The sequence below is a fragment of the Bradyrhizobium sp. 87 genome (assembly GCF_023073015.1).
Lineage (GTDB): Bacteria > Pseudomonadota > Alphaproteobacteria > Rhizobiales > Xanthobacteraceae > Bradyrhizobium > Bradyrhizobium canariense_D.
In genome coordinates this window covers 1-18,966 of sequence record NZ_JADPIQ010000052.1, presented here as the reverse complement: position 1 = coordinate 18,966, position 18,966 = coordinate 1, and the positions used below count along the sequence as shown (strand labels likewise).

Annotated in this window: 9 protein-coding genes and 5 pseudogenes; 8 read left to right on the top strand and 6 right to left on the bottom strand. The window is 59.8% G+C overall.

Annotated elements, in window-relative coordinates:
* Positions 1–280 precede the first annotated feature (280 nt).
* The 5 genes and pseudogenes from IVB50_RS13970 to IVB50_RS13950 all read right to left on the bottom strand — a co-directional run.
* Positions 281–503 (bottom strand): annotated as a pseudogene (locus tag IVB50_RS13970) (SOS response-associated peptidase); the annotation flags it as partial.
* A 263-nt stretch (positions 504–766) separates the two neighbouring features.
* Positions 767–1,795, bottom strand: a complete 1,029-nt coding sequence (locus IVB50_RS13965) for an IS110 family transposase (RefSeq protein ID WP_247296081.1) — start codon at positions 1,793–1,795, stop codon at positions 767–769.
* A 107-nt stretch (positions 1,796–1,902) separates the two neighbouring features.
* Positions 1,903–2,084: pseudogene (locus IVB50_RS13960) on the bottom strand (hypothetical protein); the annotation flags it as partial.
* Positions 2,085–2,117: 33 nt separating this feature from the next.
* On the bottom strand, positions 2,118–7,646 hold the full coding sequence (locus IVB50_RS13955; protein WP_247296079.1) for an ATP-binding sensor histidine kinase: 5,529 nt from the start codon (positions 7,644–7,646) through the stop codon (positions 2,118–2,120).
* A gap of 346 nt (positions 7,647–7,992) precedes the next feature.
* Positions 7,993–8,700, bottom strand: a pseudogene (locus IVB50_RS13950) (ABC transporter substrate-binding protein); the annotation flags it as partial.
* A 288-nt stretch (positions 8,701–8,988) separates the two neighbouring features.
* Between IVB50_RS13950 and IVB50_RS13945 the strand changes: the two are divergent.
* Positions 8,989–9,843 carry an SDR family NAD(P)-dependent oxidoreductase gene (locus IVB50_RS13945; protein WP_009859414.1) on the top strand — a complete coding sequence of 285 codons (855 nt, stop codon included), beginning with the start codon at positions 8,989–8,991 and terminating at the stop codon, positions 9,841–9,843.
* 864 nt (positions 9,844–10,707) lie between these two features.
* On the opposite strand, the pseudogene IVB50_RS13940 reads toward IVB50_RS13945, so the two are convergent.
* Positions 10,708–11,073 (bottom strand): annotated as a pseudogene (locus tag IVB50_RS13940) (hypothetical protein).
* 333 nt (positions 11,074–11,406) lie between these two features.
* Between IVB50_RS13940 and IVB50_RS13935 the strand changes: the two are divergent.
* From IVB50_RS13935 to IVB50_RS13905, 7 genes and pseudogenes are all read left to right on the top strand, one after another.
* A complete protein-coding gene (locus tag IVB50_RS13935; RefSeq protein ID WP_009859413.1) occupies positions 11,407–11,820 on the top strand; it encodes a cupin domain-containing protein in 414 nt (137 codons plus the stop codon).
* 617 nt (positions 11,821–12,437) lie between these two features.
* On the top strand, positions 12,438–13,310 hold the full coding sequence (locus IVB50_RS13930) for a hypothetical protein (protein ID WP_247296077.1): 873 nt from the start codon (positions 12,438–12,440) through the stop codon (positions 13,308–13,310).
* A gap of 23 nt (positions 13,311–13,333) precedes the next feature.
* Complete coding sequence (locus IVB50_RS13925) at positions 13,334–13,681, top strand: cupredoxin domain-containing protein (protein ID WP_247296075.1); 348 nt, start codon at positions 13,334–13,336, stop codon at positions 13,679–13,681.
* An 11-nt stretch (positions 13,682–13,692) separates the two neighbouring features.
* Positions 13,693–14,522 (top strand): annotated as a pseudogene (locus tag IVB50_RS13920) (FTR1 family protein).
* Positions 14,523–14,820: 298 nt separating this feature from the next.
* Complete coding sequence (hemE, locus tag IVB50_RS13915; RefSeq protein WP_247296073.1) at positions 14,821–15,855, top strand: uroporphyrinogen decarboxylase; 1,035 nt, start codon at positions 14,821–14,823, stop codon at positions 15,853–15,855.
* A 1,664-nt stretch (positions 15,856–17,519) separates the two neighbouring features.
* Complete coding sequence (locus IVB50_RS13910) at positions 17,520–17,729, top strand: hypothetical protein (protein WP_247296071.1); 210 nt, start codon at positions 17,520–17,522, stop codon at positions 17,727–17,729.
* A gap of 361 nt (positions 17,730–18,090) precedes the next feature.
* Complete coding sequence (locus tag IVB50_RS13905) at positions 18,091–18,633, top strand: cytochrome b (RefSeq protein WP_247296068.1); 543 nt, start codon at positions 18,091–18,093, stop codon at positions 18,631–18,633.
* Positions 18,634–18,966: the final 333 nt, after the last annotated feature.

Sequence of the window (18,966 nt, the reverse complement as noted above, 5' to 3'; positions counted from 1 at the left end):
ATGCGGAGGGCACGCCCCTACCGCGGAGAGAACCATGGACCCGGCAAGGATGTTCAAGGAGAGCTTGACCTCACGCCCGGAATTAGAGAACAGCCAGGGGCAGAAGGCGACCATCGGCACTACCCTCCCCTTCGTCTGCTTCACACCAAGGGGCAGACCTTGAGGCTCACGGAACTTAGCGCCTACTTTGTGACTGATAAGCTTTTCGTGAGACTGATAAGGTTTGTAGCCAAACCTTATCAGTCGTGCGCGGTGGTTCACTTGGGCCCATCTCGCGCGGCTCGCCGCGCTTTTTCGTCGCTTCCATGAACGCTTGCGGCGATGAGGCATTCTCAGCGCGCGGTCACAAGTTCGCGCCCCTCGGCGCCGGTCCGGACGATCGGCGCCTTGTAGTCCGGAACCACGCCGGGCATCGGGTCGAGATTGCCGACGTAGCGGTTGACAACCCGGAATAGCGCGCTGATGGCGGCCTGGTTCGTGGTGATCGAGTAGAGATTGCAGATGTGGACGGCCCCCCACTTGTCAGGATGGTAGCAGACTTTTGACCTGATCGCTTGCTATCAGATGTCCGGCCTGTTTGCGCGGACAAAGTCCGCTGGCCAAGATGGTGTTCGCTACGCACGCTCCAAGCACATAGGCGACCTTGATGATGCCAGTGTAATCTACGGAAGCTCGCGCGTATCGACCGATCGGTCCTTCCATCTACTGCGTCCTGCAAGTTCGTGGGCTATCCGCCGAGCAACTCGCTCGCGGTGCCGATTTCAGATCAGACGGGCATGGCGGCTACCGGTCGGTTGTATACTCCGCCCGATATCATCAATCGCCAAGCGATACGGGCGAACTTGTTGGCCAAGGCCACCGCCACCAATTTCGGCGGCTTTCGCTCCAGTAGCGATGCAAGCCAGGGTGTCGGCTTATGACGGCCGTTTCGAATGTGCCTTAGCAGCGCGGTCGCGCCGACAATCAACGTCGATCGGAGCATTGAGTCTCCGGCCTTTGTGATTCCGCCATATCTTTGCCGGCCGCCCGTCGAATGATCCTTGGGTGTCAGTCCGAGCCAAGCGGCAAAGTCGCGGCCTGACCTGAACGTCTCCGGCGGCGGCGCCTTCATGCTTAGCATGGACGACCCAATCGGACCGACGCCGGGAATCGTCGCGATCCGCCTGCTGACATCATCGTCGCGGTGCCACCTCATCAGCTTGGCTTCGATCTTTGCCAGGCGGGCTTCGACCGTGGCATATTCCTCTGCTTGGAGTCGGAAGAGATCCTTTGCCATTTCCGGTAAGCTATCATCCTCGAGCACCCGCTTGATAAGTTGCGCGACATTCTGCCGACCGGCGGGGCCGACGATGCCAAACTCAGCCGCATAGCTCCTGAAAGCATTGGAAAGCTGCGACTTCACGCTGACCAGGCGTTCCCGCACAGTCATTAACATGCAGGCCGCTTGGCGTTCCTTCGATTTGACCGGTACAAACCGCATACTCGGCCGGGTGACCGCCTCGCACAGCGCTTCGGCATCGGCCGCGTCGTTCTTGCCGCGCTTCACGTAAGCCTTCACGTACTGAGGTGGGATCAGCTTCACCTCGTGACCGAACGACTGCAGCAGGCGCGCCCAATGATGCGAGCTGCCGCAGGACTCGATGGCGACGAGAACCGGTGGAAGCCGCTCGAAGTAGCGGATCATCTCGGCTCGCCGGAACTGGCGGCGGACCACCACCACCTCGTTCTCATCAACACCATGAAGCTGGAAAACCGACTTGGAAGTGTCCATACCGATGCGAACAGGAAGATTCATCAGACTTTCCTCTCATCTAGCTGTGACGCTGGCAGCGCCATAGAACCGTGGGGATGAGAGGCCGTCCACACCAGCACATTGGTCAGGGTTCGGTCCGAGGATAGCCCCGGCTGCGCCGCCAGCTGTAGCAGAGTCGCCGCTGGTTGCCGGCCCGCCTTGGCGCATTTGCGGCAGCGCAGTCGACCGGCGAGGTCGTGGACGAACGTGGTCGGTGAGTGCTCGTTGCCGCCAGATGGACATCACTCGGCGTTTTGCATCGGGCGCAGCCGATCTCAAGCCATGGGAAACCCGCATAGGTGTTGGCCTGCTGCAGATGTTCGATTTACGCTGCCTCATTTGACTGCTCGGGCACCGTGAATTGAAAACTTGCGCCCTGCGGCTGGGCAGCGGTGGCCCAGAGTCCCCCTCCGTGCGCTTCAATGATGGTGCGGCAAATCGACAGACCCATGCCCAAGCCGCCAGGCTTTGTGGTGTTGAAGGCGTCAAAGATACGCTCTAGACCCTCTGTACTGAGACCTGGACCCGAATCCCGCACCACGACGAGCACGCCGGAGGGCTGTCCGGTATGAGTAGTGATCACCAATTCTCGCGCCCCCTCGCTGACCGCACTCAACGCTTCGACGGCGTTCATGATCAGGTTCATGATCACTTGTTGCAGCTGAACCCGATCCCCTCGAATAAGCGGCAAGTCGTCCGCGAGCTGCGACTTGACCGAAATGCCGTTCTTCACGATCTCGCCACGGGTCAGGGTGATGACCTCGAGAATTGCAGCGTTAATGTCCACGTCTTCTTTCCGTAGAGGTGCTTTTTTGAAAAGGGCGCGCATCCGAGCGACGACGTCGCTGACGCGATTGCCGTTTGCAAAGATCCGGTTGAGGGCCTGCCGCGCTTTCTCCAAATCTGCCGGTTCTTTGCTCAGCCAGTGCAACGCAGCGGAAGTATTGTTGAGCGTTGCCCCGATCGGCTGGTTGACTTCATGGGCAATCGAAGCCGAGAGCTGCCCCAGTGTCGCGACTCGATTTGCGTGCACGAGCTCCATCTGCACCTCGCCGTAGCGCCGCTCGCTTTCGCGAATTTCCTGCTCTGCTCGCTTGCGCTCAGTTAAGTCTACCACGAAGGCCACGCCCTGGTCGGACCGCCCGCCGAACGTCGCTGCCCCGACCAGCACCGGCACGCGGCTGCCGCTTTTCCGGAAGTACTCCTTCTCGTAGGGTAGCGCCGTTCCGGTCGCCTCGAGCTCCGCCATTCGTCGGTCGTCGGCATCGCGCCATTCGGTGGGCGTCAGATCCCGCCAGCGCAGCCGACCGGAGACAACATCGTCGCGGCCGTATCCGGTGATGCGGAGAAACGCTTCGTTAGCATCGATGATCCGGCCGTCTATATCCCAGAAGAGGATGCCGATTATATTGGCATCCACTAGCCGTCGGATCCTCGCCTCCCGCTCGGCCAGCTCGCGGTACAGGTTAGCGTTCTCTATTGAGATAGCCGCCTGGGACGCGAGCAGCGTGAGCACCGCCATTCGAGTAGGAGTAAATGCGGCAGTCGTAAGGGTATTCTCCAAGTACAGCAGGCCAATCAACCTGGTCTGTTTCAGTATCGGCAGGCAGAGCACTGACCGTGAGCGATGGTCGCGAATATAGTCGTCCGCTGAAAACGGGTTCTGACTGGACGCGTCGTGCAGGAGAACGCTTGTTTTTGTGCGAAGCACGTAGTGAAACACCGAGCTCGGTAGATCTGCGGTCGTGACGCGCGCCTGTTTCAGGACGACGGTCACGTTGTCACTGCCGGCTATGGCCTCTGCTTCGATTTGATAGTTATCGGCTCGCGGAAGAATCAAGAGACCTCGATCGGCACCCGCGTGTTCGATTGCCGCACTCATGAGCGTATTGATTAGCTTCTCGAAAACGATCTCGCCTGACACCGCTTCCGAAACTCTGATTACGGTAGCCAAATCGAGTTGCTCGAAGGGTGTCACTATCGTCGCCGCGGAATCCTTGTCCACTTTGAGGTGCGGATACAGTTCCTCGAGTTGGCGAACCTTTCCGTCGGCTCCCCAGCGCAGGTAGCAGGCCCGCGCGGCCCGCAAATAGGTCGCAGCGATCTTCTCTTGACCGCGCTCTGCGTAGAAACGCCCGGCAATCTCGTTGGCAATGGCCTGGTTGTGCACGAACCCATGTTTGCGGGCCTCGCGGATCGCCTTGTCGTACAGCTCCTCAGCGTTCAGTACGCGGCCCTCCATGCGGGCGATCTCGGCACCGACCAAGGCAGCGCGGTTCTCGAAGTTTTCCGCACAGCGCGCCGCCCATACTTCGAGTTGATTGCGGTAGGCCACAAGAGCCTCAAAATGTTCCTGTTTCTCGTCCGGCGATGCGGAATTCCATGCTGCCGCGTGGCCGAGCGCACTATAGAAGCAATACTCAGCCGTTTCGAAATGTGATGGTGAGGTCCAAAGTAGCTGTTGCGCTCTCAATGACGCATCCATGGCGGAAGCATAATCCGCAGCGAAGATCCGTGCTTGTAACTTACGAACCCAATATCGAAACTCGAGCAGCTTCAAGACCGGATTACTCGCTAGGTGGCGCTCGAATCGAAGCTCATCGAAACCCTCGTGGTTGAAGGAGCCAAACGTCGGAGTCAGTCCGCTAAGCGTCCGAATAAATCCGAGCAGCATGGCGAGATTGTCAATGACGAAACCGAACCGAACCTTCTGCGCATACTCGAAACCCCTCTCGGCTTCCCGCTGCACCTCAGCAAGCGGGTCTCCCGCTGCCAAAAAGTTGGTTATCAAGTGATTACAGCTATAACCCGCAAATGTGATGTCCCCTGTGCGATCAGCAGTAGCAAAGGCGCGACGTACCAGATCACGTCCCTCTAAGACATGTTTTGCCCACGGCATGACAATGTTACCAAAGGACATGTACGTTCGAGCTTGATAGCGATTCAAGCCGCGCTTTTCTACCAGTTCATAGCCAAGCCGGCCGAAACGAAAACCGTCCTGATAGTTGCTGAAGCGAGGTCCAGCGATCTGGGCGAACCATACATAAGCGAAGCATGACCCATCGCTGTTGCCATACTCGAGGCTCAGATTCACCATTCGACAAACAACGAGCGAAGATAAGTTCTCCTCGATATGCATTGCCGGAAACTCGGCTAATATATCTAGAGTAGCGAGTAAGTCCGGATCGCTCATCAAAGGCAAGTCGACGAGTTCCTCGATTTGTCGACTTCCAAGCTGGGACCAGATTCGATCGTATTCGCGTTGTACTTCGATACGAGTCGGATGAAGTGACCAATCAATGCCTCCACGCTGGAGGTATTCAAGGCATATCTCGAGGCCGCGATCGCTCTGGTCCAAAGTGGTATAAAGCGTGAGCCGCAAACGTGTGACGGCGGCGGTGTCGGGGCCGCTTCTGGCCCGACGCGCCAGCATCGATAGTCGAGTTTCGGCTGCCACCTTACTCGCGGTCAGTAATTCGCACTCGGCTGTGAGACATTCGATGGCGAAGATGAGCTCGTAGTTGTAGTCCCAACTCTGCTCGGTCAAAAACGCCCGCCCAACGGCGAGATACGACAGCGCTGAAGTATACGCGGTTGATATCTTCGCGCGTCTACCTGCAATTAGATTCAATTCTGCGACCCGCTCACGCTCCTGATCTGACACTATGAGATGAGAGCCACGATTGAGCTGGTTTACGATGTCGAAGATCTTCTCTTCGATCTGCGTTGGCGGAGTGCCGACTGCGAGGAGGCGGCCGATTCGAATATGAGCTTCGGCGCGGGCCGTTTCAGGTATTAGTGAATAAGCCGCTTCCTGGACACGATCATGCAGAAAGCTATACGCGCTTTCGGAGTGGAGAACGAGCCCAACTCGGACCGCTTCCAGGAGATCTCGATGCACTACATCTTTCGAGCCTCCGTAAACCTTCGTAAGTAGTGCGAAATCCGCGCTGTTGCCTAGGCAGGCAAGCTGCTGCAATGCGTTCTGAGTTCGAACGGGCAGCCGAGTCAGCTTCCCGACCATGAGGTCCACCACGTTATCAGTGTAACCCTCTGCGCGAATGCGATTTACATCCCAAGACCATCGCGCGTTGCAGTGGTCAAAGATCAGTAACGCCTCCTCGGCAAGCGCATAAATAAACTGGTTGGCGAAGAATGGATTGCCGGCAGTCTTCTCGTGAACTAGTTGTGCCAACGATGTGGCGCGCTCCGGCTCGCAATGAAGGGAGTCCGCAATCAATTGTCCCAAGTGTTCACAGGCCAGGGGCGCGAGGGTGATCTCCTGCACTACCGCGCCAGCTTTGCGGATTGATTCGAGCCTGCGCGTCAGAGGATGGGCGGAGTCCACTTCGTTGTCTCGGTAGGCGCAGATCAACATCATGTACTGCAGGTCCTGCCGGCTCAGAAGATATTCGAGCAAATCGAGCGTTGCTGCATCGAGCCACTGCAAATCGTCGAGGAACAGCGTAAGCGGGTGCTCTGGCCGGGCGAATACGGCGATGAATCGCCCGAATACCAATTGGAATCGGCGTTGCGCATCCAATGGCGGAAGCACAGGAACCGGAGGCTGTTCTCCGATGATTAGTTTCAATTCCGGGACAAGATCGATGATAAGCTCCGCGTTTGGCCCCAACGCTTGGCGAAAGGCATCGCGCCAGATGCTCAGCTCCTCTTCCTCCTTGCCGAGAAGCGGGCGGACAAGGCTGCCGAAGGCCTGCGCGAACGTGGTATACGGGATGTCGCGTTTGTATTGGTCGAACTTACCCGAGGCAAAAAGGCCGCGGGGCGGTACGAGCACCTTGTGCAGCTCATTGACGACAGAGGACTTGCCGATACCGGAATATCCGGAGACCAGCACCAACTCTGGTACACCGGTCTTGATGATGCGATCGAAGCAGGAAAGCAACGTGGCGATCTCACGATCTCGTCCGTACAGCTTTTCGGGGATGAGCAGCCGGTTCGGCGTGTCGAGCAGGCCGAGCGGAAAGTCATCGATACGGCGGAGCGCTTCCCATTCCGCCAGGCAGCGTCGCAGATCGCGCTCGACACCGCCGGCGGTTTGGTAACGATCCTCGGGAGTCTTGGCGAGCAGCTTCATAATGATCGCCGAGACGGGCGCTGGGACACCCTCTAGCCGTTCCCCTGGCGGCACTGGTTTTCTGGCAATATGGCAGTGCACCCATTCCATCGGATCAGCCGCCGTGAAGGGCAGAACGCCCGTGAGCATCTGGTACAGCGTGACGCCGAGGGCGTAGAGATCGCTGCGGGCGTCGATCGAGCGGTTCATCCGCCCGGTTTGTTCGGGTGCCATGTAGGCAAGCGTACCTGCGATGGTCTCGGGCGGCTCGGGCGCCTGCCGCTCGCGGGACAGGCGCGATGCGATGCCAAACCCAGTCAGCCGCACGTGTTGATCCGCGCAGTCCACTACAATATTAGCTGGCTTGATGTCTTTGTGGATGAGCCCGCGCTGATGAACCTTGTCCAGAGCAGAGGTAACAGCGATAGCAAGGCGCAAGAAGCGTCCTACCTCCATGGGCCCCCCGAGCAAACGATCGAGCGGCTCCCCACCACCGAGATCATCGAGCACCAGTACGGTCCGACCGGCGTCGCGCATGAGGGCGAGCGGCCGCGCCGCCCATGCCCCGTCGAGTTCATCTTTCAGCTCGTATTCGTGCGTGAGGCGATCGAGTCTCGCCCGGGCCGGGTGGTCGGCGGCAGGCGCAACAAGTAGCACGGCGAGCCGGTTGCCGTTGTCGTCCAGTCGCCAGCCGCGACTGAACACGCGCTCGCCGTCCTCCCACAACACCTCAGAGCCGCCGTCCGAGTACGTGACGTTCAGCGACTCCTGCACCATCCGTCAAACTCCGCCGTGGGGGCTTCGGCTTGAAGTAGGCTGATCAAGCTCTTCGCGCGCGACACGCGCGGCCTCTCTCCGCCTCGAGAAACCGTACTCCATCACCAGAGAAATGCCAGCCTTCCCTTTGTCTTGCCGGGTAGGGCGGACGCAGATCCTTGTTCGTTTAGCACGATAACGAGCGATTTGCCCGGCGCGAGCTGGAACTCGGCGACCCGTTGCTGTACCGCGAGCGCCAGCTGACGCAGCTCACCGACCTTGGAAAGGAAGTCCTTCCGACCCGGCGTGCGCACTGGCCTCAGCAGAGGCGAGTGCGTCGCAGAGCCCCAGGAGTTCCAACGCAGCTGATCTCAGCCGCCTTCCTGATGGCTTGCGCCGTGAACTTTGGCGTGGCGATGTCAACGAATACGTCGGCATTGAGCGACTTCATCTTGACCGCGTGCGAGTCGATGGTCGGCTCGGCCACCTCATAGGCGTCTTCGGCAACGATCATCGACGCAGCCTTGGCGCCGAGGCCATCCTTCAGGCGTTTGAGGTAATCCTTGCCGTGGTCGTCGTTCTGGTAGAGAACGGCGACTTGGCGTTCGGCTTTTCCCTCAAAATATACCTCGCCTAGATCCGCGCCTCGTTTTGATAGTTGGGCGATAACCTATAGTGCACGGGAAGTTCTGCGGATCACTCCATTTGGTCGCGCCGGTCTGCACGAACAGTTGCGGCACCTTTTTCGCGTTCACGTATTCCTGTGTGGCGGTATTGGACGGCGTGCCAAGCGAACCGAAGATGAGGAAAACTTCTTCGCTCTCAACCAGTCTGCGCGCCCGCTCGACCGCTTTTAGTGGACTGTAACCGTCGTCATAGGAAATGAAGTTGATTTTGCGGCCGTTGATGCCGCCTTCGCAGTTGATCTCGCGAAAGTAGGCGGCCTCGGTCTTGCCTGTAGTGCCGTAAGCCGACGCCGCTGTAGAGGTGATGTTGCCGATCTTGATTTCGGTGTCGGTTGCGCCGGCATCGTATTTCTTCTGGCAAATACGCTACCTCCGTTGGCAGCAAGCATTATATGGCGGTCGAAAACGCCGCCAATCGTCGTGCGCCGAAGGACGTCTCGCTTCTCTCCCTATGAACCAATGAATGTGTCTATGGTTATTGTGGAGCCAGCGCTTCCAAAAGCCGACCCTGACCCTCGTTATCCAGTGGTTTCCAATGTGCTAGTTTGAAACTCGCGACCGGTTATTTCTAGGCTTGGCGCGGGGCGCGGAACATTAGAACACGCCGCGTTCATTGTGCCACTCTGCGGCGCGGCCTGGCGGGTGAATTTGTTGAGCGAAAGCAAGGTGGAAAGCGCATGAGAGACTTGGCTGGACAGACCGCATTCGTGACAGGCGCTGCCTCGGGGATCGGACTGGGGATCGCGACCGCGCTGTCACAGGCCGGGGTGAAGGTTATGCTCTGCGATATCGAACAAGAGGCGTTGAAAAAAGCGGTCGCGGACCTGAAGACACGGACCGACGTCGATGTCGACGGCGTGAACGCCGACGTCTCGCTCAAAGGCGAACTTCAGGCGGCAGCGGACGCGACCGTCGCGCGGTACGGCAGAATCCACATATTGGTCAACAATGCGGGCGTGGGCGGCGGCGGCACCTATGGTGAGTGGACTGATGCAGGCTGGAACTGGGTCCTCGGCGTCAACCTGATGTCGGTGATCTGGGGCTTCGAGATTTTCGGTCCGCTGATCGAAGCGCACGGCGAAGGAGGACAGGTTGTTTCCACGGCCTCCGTCGCCGGGCTGATTGCGGGACCAAGTTTGGCGTACGATGTGAGCAAATATGGAGTGGTGGCACTGTCCGAGGGGATGCGTAACGTGCTCGCGCCGAGGAAGATTGGGGTCTCCGTTCTGTGTCCGGGCGTCATCCGCACGCAGATCATGAACTCTCGGCGCAACGTGCCGCAGCGATTTGCTTTGGCTGTCGGCCCCCCTCCGCCGACAGAAGGACCCCGCGCCAACTTCATCAAAGCATTACAGGAACGGATCAACCACGGCATTGATCCGCTGTATGTGGGCGAACTGGTTCGCGAGGCCATCGAAAACGACTGGCCCTACATTTTCACGGATACCGAGCACGAATCGTTCATCGACGACCGCTTCGCAGCGATCAAGCAGGGCTTCGACCGTATACGCGGACGAACGCCGCGACACTAGCTCTCGCATCTGCTCACAGCCTGGTGGCCCCCTGCCGTCCTGAGCGCGGAGCGCCGTGGAAGTCTGTTTCCGGAAGATGAGGCGACGAAGATCATGCCAGCTGTCGAGATCAACGGTGGATCCCGGGATTGTCTGACATGCCCACCCTAATGCTGCTTGATCCCGATCAAGTCAATCGAGCCGCGGCAGCGCCGATCTGTTGAAAGACGAATACTGCATTTAGGTCTCCTTGTGCTCGTGGCGGTGCCGCATGCGGGCGGCGGACGGTGGGATTAGCGCCGATCGCCTGTTGATCCATGTCGGCGCCAATTTGATGGTCTGCCCATGCCGATGGCGCGTGCTACTACTTCGTTGATGGGCCAGCGGGGCTATCAGCCGCCTGCTTTGACTCACCAGCGTTCCGTCGGCTCAAGGCGCTCCCTGGACTTGAGGTCCGCTGGGCTAATCTGAGCGCCGGACCCAAGGCGCTGACGGACCGAGAGGCGCACGAACTAGCCCTCGCTGAACGTGATCCTTGGCTGGATCAGTACAGCGATAACCCCAGTCAGCAGACCAGCTGGCACATCGGGCTCGGCGACCAGCTCTTCGGCGCCACGCCCGACCGGAGCGAGATCACGACCGCGACCCATTCCAAGGGGATTCTAGTCACGAACTGCTCAAGGTTCGTCTGATACAATGGATTTCGGGCGAGTTAGCCGGCCACGGATCGCGCATTCCACGAGGAGAGACGGATGCGTTTCCCAGAACAGTTGGGAAAAATAGCCGCTCGGCCGACTGACGGTTGAGCGGAGTGTGACGGAATCGACAATCTGAGCGCCGCCCCCACGTTTATGATGCATGCGCCCTCGCGCGTTCACGGGCTTCTCAGCGACGCTGGCGACGTTCGCGTCGGCGCTTCGCTCGCTCTATCGGCTGCGGCAACGCAGGCACCGGCGCGCCAGCCGTTTCTGTTGGGTCCTTCTCAATCGCAGGGTCTTGGCTTCGGTGCGCCTCCATGCGTTCGAGCACGGCTCGCCCTTTGGCAGTGACCCTCTACGCGCCATTTTGACGCTCAACGAGGCCGTCCGAAAAGATGTCCAGTCCGGGCACCGCGCGGCCAGTCGCTTGGTGCGCTCGGCCCACTCCGGCCGCTGGTGGCGAGGATCGCCACATGCGGTTGAGGTCCGCCACCACCGCCAACCTGTCCGGGTAGCTCACCAAGATCTTCAACACCGTCACCTGCAAGTTCAACCCGCACCTCGCCCGATCAAGGCCACGTGTGTCAGGGCTTTTTCGGCCGGTCTCCCGCAGCTTGTCCGGTGTCGTTCGCCGGGTCTTTGCGGCTTCGAGGATCTTGCAAACCAAACTGGGTGCGCAGGGGATCCACAATCCCTGAAACGGAACTCTCCGCGACCGCGAAGAGACGTTCACGTGCTCCCGGCCACTATAACGCGCGGCTATCGACTTCATGGCGTGACGTCATTTCCCAAACGCCGCGCGCAATCTCATGCTGACGAGTGTGAGCGGCAACTTACGTCGCCACTCCGAGACCCGAGCAAAGGGTCCACAATCAGGAGGCTACAAATGGCAGTGAAGCAGCCGGTTCTTACGCCGCCCCACGGCGGTGAGACGGTGACGTCGAGCGGAGGCTCAACGCACGAGATCAAGGTGGAGAGCAGCCAGACTGGAGGCGAATATGGCACCGTCCTGTGGACGGTGCGGGCCGGGGAGGAGCCGCCGCTGCACACCCACTCGCACGAGGACGAGCTGCTCTTCGTTGTGGAGGGGCAGCTGATCGCGCGAGTCGGCGATGCCCGCATTGAGGTGGGGCAGGGCGCCTACGCGGCTCTTCCCCGCGGTGTGCCGCATACAATAGAGGTGGTCGGCGATCAGGCCATCCTGCTGCTCAGCTTCGTGCCGGGTGGGCTGGAGCGCTTCTTGGTCCCTCGCAAAGGCGAGCAGCTCGATCCGGCTGCTTTCGGCCTGACGTTCCCCTAGGGCGGGGACCGGCCGCGCGGAGCCCGCGGCCGTGCGCCCGCTCGGCCCGGCGACAGGCCGCGCGCGACCCGCGCCGGCCGAGTGCGCCAGCGGTCTCCCGGTTCAAACAAACTAGCGCGCGGAGCGGTGAAATGCGCTAATGCGCCTGGTCGTCTGCAAGAATCCCGCTGGCTGAAAAGTACACACGGGGGACCGACAAGTCGGTCGCGCCGCTGGTGTCTTGCATATTCGTGGCAGCGTCGCCAAACACCCGAGAAAAAGCCGTAGCCGCCAATTGTCGGAATAGCAGAGGACGATGCAGTGGGACTGCGCCGGTTCGCATAGGCAACCGCGGAGCGGAGTTCAGGTGCCTACGGGCATCATAACGCGGGGTTATCAACTTCATGGCGTGACGTCATTTCTCATTCGTCGCGCGGAACTCCATGCTTGGCCGGAACCTTTCTTATCCATCGCACACCGGCTTAGCGTGTTGACGCCCGCTTTTGAAGCATTCCAAATTAGCGGGACGGGAATCTCTTTCGATCGAGTGCTGTAATCCGCTAATCAATGCAGCCGAATAGGCTAGGGCCGACGGAATGCGCCAAACAATTGGACGTGTACGGCATTCGAGCGCGCTAATGGGCGCGTTCATTGTGCTGATTGGTCTCAGCGGATTTGCGCGCGCTGGCGGCCCCGCCAGCTCGGATGCAAGCTCATGGCGCGAGATCGAGACAAAATACATTTTCGGATTTACCACCGGCTCAGGTATCGGGATTGAAGGCGAAAAGGAGTTCACGACCGACACGATCGGCCGGTTTGGCAAGCGCGGCGGACGCTACAGTGCGACGGAGACGAAGTACGAGTTCGAATTCACCCCGTCTCAATTCGTGCAAATCGAATTTGGGGCGCTTGGATCGACCCATGACATCCGGAATGCTACTGATCTCGACGACCGTCGCCAAGTTACGTTCAGCGGCGGGTTTGGTGAATTCCGCTACCTTGCGCTTGAGCGGACGTCGAACAACCCGCTGTCGGTGACGCTTGCATTCGAACCGACGGTTCGGCTAGTCGATGAGACAAGTGGTGAGCGGGTTCACAACTACGAATTCGAGACCACTCTCAATGCTGACCTCGAGCTGGTCAGAAACCGGCTCTTCGCCGGCTTCAATCTCCTGTATGAGCCTGAATACACCCACACCCTGCTTGACGAGACCATCCGGGAAACGAAGCTCGGCGGCTCCGCCGCGCTGTCGTTCCGCCTCACGCCGAACGTCCTCATCGGAGCGGAAGTCTGGTATCTGCGTCATTATGACGACTTCGCGCTCTCGGCCTTTACGGGTGATGCCGTGATGCTCGGTCCGACGCTCTTCGTGCGGTTTACGCCAAAGATGTTCATGACAGCGGCGTGGAATACGCAAGTATGGGGTCGCGAAGTCAGCAGTCCGTTCTCGCTCAATCTTGCCGAATTCCAGCGGAATCGCGCCAAACTCAAATTCGCCGTCGAGTTCTAATTCCCTCAAATCCAGGGCTCAGAATGTACGTTTTGACCATTAGCAGGAAGCTGGTCTTCGCAACGCTCTGTACGGCTATGCTGCCGTTCTCTACAGCATCGGCGCAGCAGGCGACCGAAATCCAGATCTCCTACTCCAACGGGCAGTTTCAGCCCCGCGAGGTGCGTGCCCCAGCAGACAAGCCTGTCCTGTTCCGGATCAGGAATCTCGAGGGCAAGGCGATGGAGTTTGAAAGCACCTCACTAAGAGTGGAAAAGGTCGTAGCCGCCAAAAGCCAAGGTGTTATCAACGTCCGCCCTCTGAAGCCAGGACGCTATGAGTTCTACGACGATTTTAACGAGAGCGCGCGTGGCGTTCTTGTCGTCGAATAGGCCCACGTCTCGTGCTCGCCGCGCTCATAATCGTTTTCCGCGAGGTTTTCGAGGCTGGCCTCATCGTCGGCATCGTGCTTGCGGTCACGCGTAATGTCGTCCACCGCGGTCGCTGGATTGTCGGCGGCGTGCTAGCGGGAATCGGGGGAGCTTGTCTGTCGCGGCATTTGCCGGCGGCTTATCGCAGCTGTTCGCAGGCATGGGACAGGAACTGTTCAACGCCGCCATCCTCGGAATCGCCGTCTTGATGCTGACTTGGCACAATGTGTGGATGGCGAGCCATGGCCGCGAGATTGCCCTCGAAATGCGCGCGGTCGGCCACGCGGTGGCCGAGGGCAGCAAGCCGCTAGGGGCACTGGCGGTTGTGGTCGGCGTCGCGGTGCTGCGCGAAGGCAGCGAGGTCGCGCTGTTTCTCTATGGGGTCGGGACCTCCGAAGGCGGCTCGGCCCTGGGCCTTACCTTCGGCGGCTGCCTCGGCCTCTTGCTCGGGGTCGCGGTTTGCCTGCTGACCTATTTGGGCCTGGTGCGGATTCCACCGCGCGCGTTGTTCGCAACGACGACTGTTTTGATCACCCTCCTGGCGGCGGGTATGGCGGCGCAGGCCGTCGCCTTCCTGGAGCGGGCGAACTGGCTAACGTCGCTCGACAGCGTCGTGTGGGACTCGGGCTGGTTCTTATCCGAAGCCAGCATTCCTGGCCGCGCCTTGCACACGCTGATCGGCTATAGTGATCAACCGACGCAAATGCAGCTCATCGTCTACCTTGTAGTTATCGCGGTTACTGGTCTTCTGATGCGGCTGACCTCGCGGGTGCGCGGTGAGAACGCTATCGCACCAGCCTAATGAACGTGAGATGGGTTCAGGGCCCGGCGCTTACAATGTAGCTTCGCGCGCGGATAACTGGAAGTTAACGTCTTTCTGGAGGCCGCAACGGCTACATAGGCGCGTGGATGACGTTTACCCAGCCACCCACGACATTCCATGAAGCGGGCGAGGGAAGTTCTGGAAGGTCCAAGGAGTTACTCTTCAACGTGGCAAGCTGAGCCGAGTTGAAGCCCGGCATAGTCGCACCGCTGGTTCCCCTTTTCCGCTCGGGCCCTCGCCGGTGTATCAGGAACCTCAATCTGCAACAGGACGGTTCGTGCCCCAGTCTCCGACCAAGCCTTTCAGCGACGTGCTCTCTGGCGAGCGACAGGCGATCCCGCCGGTCTGGATGATGCGGCAGGCCGGCCGTTACCTGCCGGAATATCGCGAGGTCCGCGCCAAGGCCGGCGGCTTCCTCGATCTCTGCTTCAATCCGGAGCTGGCCGCCGAAGTCACGCTGCAACCGATCCGCCGGTTCGGCTTCGATGCGGCGATCATCTTCTCCGACATTCTGGTGATCCCCTATGCGCTCGGCCGCTCGGTGCGCTTCGAGGTCGGCGAGGGTCCGCGGCTCGAGCCGCTGGATGATCCGGCGAAGGTCGGAACGCTCGCCACGCAGGCCGACTTCGGCAAGCTCGCGCCGGTGTTCGAGGCGCTCAGCATCGTGCGCGGCGCGCTCGGGGCAGAGATCGCGCTGATCGGCTTCTGCGGCGCCCCTTGGACGGTCGCGACCTATATGGTCGCGGGCCACGGCACGCCCGACCAGGCGCGGGCGCGGATGATGGCCTACCGGCATCCGGAGGCCTTTGCGAAAATCATCGACGTGCTGGTCGACAATTCGATCGAGTATCTGCTGGCGCAGCTCGCCGCAGGCGCCGATGTGCTGCAGATCTTCGACACCTGGGCCGGCGTGCTGCCACCCGCCGAATTCGCGCGCTGGTCGGTCGAACCGACGCGGCGCATCATCGAAGGCGTGCGCGCCAAGGTGCCGGACGCAAAGATCATCGGCTTCCCGCGTGGCGCTGGCGCGCAATTGCCTAGTTACGTCGAAGCCACCGGCGTCAACGCCGTCAGCATCGACTGGACCGCGGAGCCGGCCTTCATCCGTGAGCGCGTGCAATCACGCGTCGCCGTGCAGGGCACTCTCGATCCGCTGGTGCTGATCACGGGCGGCACAGCGCTCGACCGCGCGGTCGACAATGTGATGGCGACTTTTGCGCAAGGCCGCTTCATCTTCAATCTCGGCCACGGCATCCAGCCGGAGACGCCGATCGCCCATGTGGAGCAGATGCTGAGACGCGTGCGGGGCTGAAGAGAGATTCTTCCTTGCGGCGCATCCTTCGAGACGCCCGCTTGAGCCGAGCTCCTCACTTGTTTTGCAAGGAAAAGCCAAGGCGCCGAAATACAAGACCCTCGCGGAGGAGCGCCGCCTTACGGCGCGTCTTGAACCATGATGCCGTGGAAACCGACTGCCTTCACCGAAAAAACGTGAAAACAACGCCATGCAAGGTAGAAATCATTGAAGGATTTCGTCTGGAATGGCCCTAAGTCCCACAGTGACCAATGAACTCGCCGCGAGCGTAACCGCATAGGCAACAACTGTGTGTAACGAACGAGCTCCGCTGAGCTCAGCGGTTATTTCGGTCAACGTTCCGCATCCTCTCGGTTCAAGGTGCTCAAGGATATTCTCGAGCACATGCGCGCTTCCGACCAGAAACTCTTTTCGTGCTCGGATGCTTCGAGCGACCCGCCACCCTCTAGGCGATCGAGTGCGTTCCTCCGCTGACAAGCGAGGGCCCAGCGGGATAGAACGCGCCGCTGCAGCCGGTTGGTGGCCCAGCTCGCAGTCGAACTGTAAACCAACGGGTTGCAGAGCGCGCCACCGAACTCGCTGTCCACCTGACTGAGATCGGGAGCCGAAGAAACCTCCTTCCGGCCGCCGCAGTTTTTCAGCGTGAATCGAGCAAAGTGGAGCCGTCGTCTCAAAGACGAACACCATAAACCTTCGTATCGTTCCGTGCCCCCTTATTGGTGTCCGATGATTACCTATGTCCGATTGAGCTGCTGGCCCCGATGGTCTTAGGCTGCATGTGTTCGAACGCACACGAGTTTATGAAGTGCGATGAGGAAAAAAGAGGATCGAGGAACAACTGTACTAAAACCAGAAGGAGACTGCGATGCCCTATTGCTCCGAAACTCCTAAGTCTGGCAGAGCCGCGCGATGTGCAGTTTGTGACGGCACGCTTGGTCTCGTCCGGCACTATTCGTGGCGAACCGGGCTATGTTCCAAGAAATGCGTCGATCGCTTCAGAGCTCGCAGGGAAAGTGACCGCGATTGGGTAAGCTGGCTCCCCATCGCCTTCAACCAACTGCCAGAGAAACGACCGGGCCCATCGTGACGCTCCGGAGCTCGCAACGCGGCGCTGTGTATTTGGAAGCAGGGCCGACTTGCTCCGCACCGCTCAAGCGGTGATTGACTCAGTGATTGCGGCCCGGCTCAAGTCCCTTGCCGACGACTACCAGTCGCAGGATGAGAGCGTTCGCGTCTCGATCAACCCAACGGCATCGGCTCGATCGGTTGCCAACAACTGAGGTGAGTGGCGTGCACTACCTGACGGACTGCTTCATCGCTCGTCTTCGGAAGAAATCGAAGCGATCTTTCGAACGTCCGGCGCGCGACCCGGTCACGAGCAGTTTTATTGAACCGCCCGCGCACGGCTTCAAAGTTGGAGCTCAGATGGTAGGTCTGAATGAAATGAGTATTATCATATCATAGCGAAGCTGGTTCACGAGGCAGCTTTTCGGAGCGAATATGGGCGAAGTCATTGCGTTTGTCCCAAAATCTGAGCGCGAGCGAGTTGGCCTAATTCGAGAGGCTCGCGCGATCCACGACGGTATTTTCCCGCCGGAGCAGCAGGACAAGGCACTGACAAGTCACGAAGTGGGCGGCCCCCCCGGTGACGAGGGCGAGTTCTCATGATCAAGATCATCGCCGTGCTCTGTAGTCTTTCCTCTCCGGCAAATTGCCACGAGCAAATTGTCACCACCTCAGACTTCGCCGAGGTCTCGATGCAGTCCTGCCTGATGGGCGCGCCGAAGCTCGCCGACTGGATGAACCAGCATCCGGCCGAGCGTTTGGCCGCATGGCGCTGCGTAATTGGAAAACGGGATGGCAGGGGCGCTTAGATTAGAAGGCAGCGTTCGCTGGCCGTCCTCCGACAATCCGGCGAACATGCTTTCCGCCAATGCAGGAGCGAAGACAACTACGCTGTGCGCTTATCACGCCAGTTGTGAGCACGACGGAACGAAGCTAATCGGCGGTTCTTTTTTACGACCTCCCCCCAATCTCGGCGGCCCTAGCGATGATCATCTCCCGCTTGCAGTCTGGGTTAAATGGCACCGGGGGCTCAGACGCCCCATTTTGGGCCCCTGGGCAATGGGTCGGAGGTAAAGTTGATCGCCGGGGCAACCGGCCGGCTTACCACCGCCCAAATCGCTGGCTAGACGCCGCGACAGTTCACCAACCGTGTGGCGGGATCGGAGCGAGATGATCGGCTTGCGCAGCAATTCCTCTCGCCACGGCGCCGGGGCCAAAGTCCTGCATTGGCTGACCGTCATGCTAGTTCTCGCCGCTTATGTGCTCAGCACCGGCGACGGCTATTCGCTCTATTCCGCGGCCGCGGACGGGCTCCGCAGGGTTCATGAGGCGCTTGGGGTCGTCCTGTTCATTGTTGTCGTGCTGCGGCTGCTATGGCGCCTGATCGAGACTACGCCCGCGAAGCAGCCGATGCTGCCATGGATGGCTGCGGCCGCAAAGCTCGTTCACTTCGCGCTTTATGCGCTCCTCATCGGGATTCCGGCAACCGCGGTGCTCGGCACTTGGCTGGAGGGGATTCCCGTCACCCTTCCCGGATTCGACATCGCCCCCCTGATCGCGAAGGCGCATGGACTGGGGCAGCTGATCATGGAAATACACACCACCCTCGGCAACGCGATCCTCTGGATTGCCGCTGTGCATACAGCCGCGGCTCTCTTCCACCACTTCTATCTGCGCGACGACGTTCTTCAATCGATGACTCCGGGCGCATGAATGATTATCTTGCCGCTTAGATCAAGCCATGGCCGCGCAAGTAGAGAGAACATTTTGAAACCCTGCCGCCCGCAGCTAGATCGACAGCGAACGCGTTTGACGGAACCTACCACGGTCGCATTCGAGCAGTGACGCGTGCTGCGGGGTGGACGCCGTTAATAATGTCAAACGGTCGCGCGCTCTTTTCGGAGCGACAGGAGGGCGCCGACTCGGCCGTCACTCTGGTCTTGAGGACTAGCATTACAGTTGCTTTTGTTGCGGGCTTCTGAATCCATGGGCAACCATGATTCGAATGTCGTGGGCGCGGGCCGCGTCGGTTGAGGCGACGCTTGC

What these genes read in the sequence shown, in the direction of transcription:
- IVB50_RS13955 (WP_247296079.1), bottom strand. Translation starts at nt 7,646, where the DNA reads ATGGTGCAGGAGTCGCTGAACGTCACGTACTCGGACGGCGGCTCTGAG.
- IVB50_RS13935 (WP_009859413.1), top strand. Translation starts at nt 11,407, where the DNA reads ATGGCAGTGAAGCAGCCGGTTCTTACGCCGCCCCACGGCGGTGAGACG.
- IVB50_RS13945 (WP_009859414.1), top strand. Translation starts at nt 8,989, where the DNA reads ATGAGAGACTTGGCTGGACAGACCGCATTCGTGACAGGCGCTGCCTCG.
- IVB50_RS13910 (WP_247296071.1), top strand. Translation starts at nt 17,520, where the DNA reads ATGATCAAGATCATCGCCGTGCTCTGTAGTCTTTCCTCTCCGGCAAAT.
- IVB50_RS13965 (WP_247296081.1), bottom strand. Translation starts at nt 1,795, where the DNA reads ATGAATCTTCCTGTTCGCATCGGTATGGACACTTCCAAGTCGGTTTTC.
- IVB50_RS13925 (WP_247296075.1), top strand. Translation starts at nt 13,334, where the DNA reads ATGTACGTTTTGACCATTAGCAGGAAGCTGGTCTTCGCAACGCTCTGT.
- IVB50_RS13905 (WP_247296068.1), top strand. Translation starts at nt 18,091, where the DNA reads ATGATCGGCTTGCGCAGCAATTCCTCTCGCCACGGCGCCGGGGCCAAA.
- IVB50_RS13930 (WP_247296077.1), top strand. Translation starts at nt 12,438, where the DNA reads ATGGGCGCGTTCATTGTGCTGATTGGTCTCAGCGGATTTGCGCGCGCT.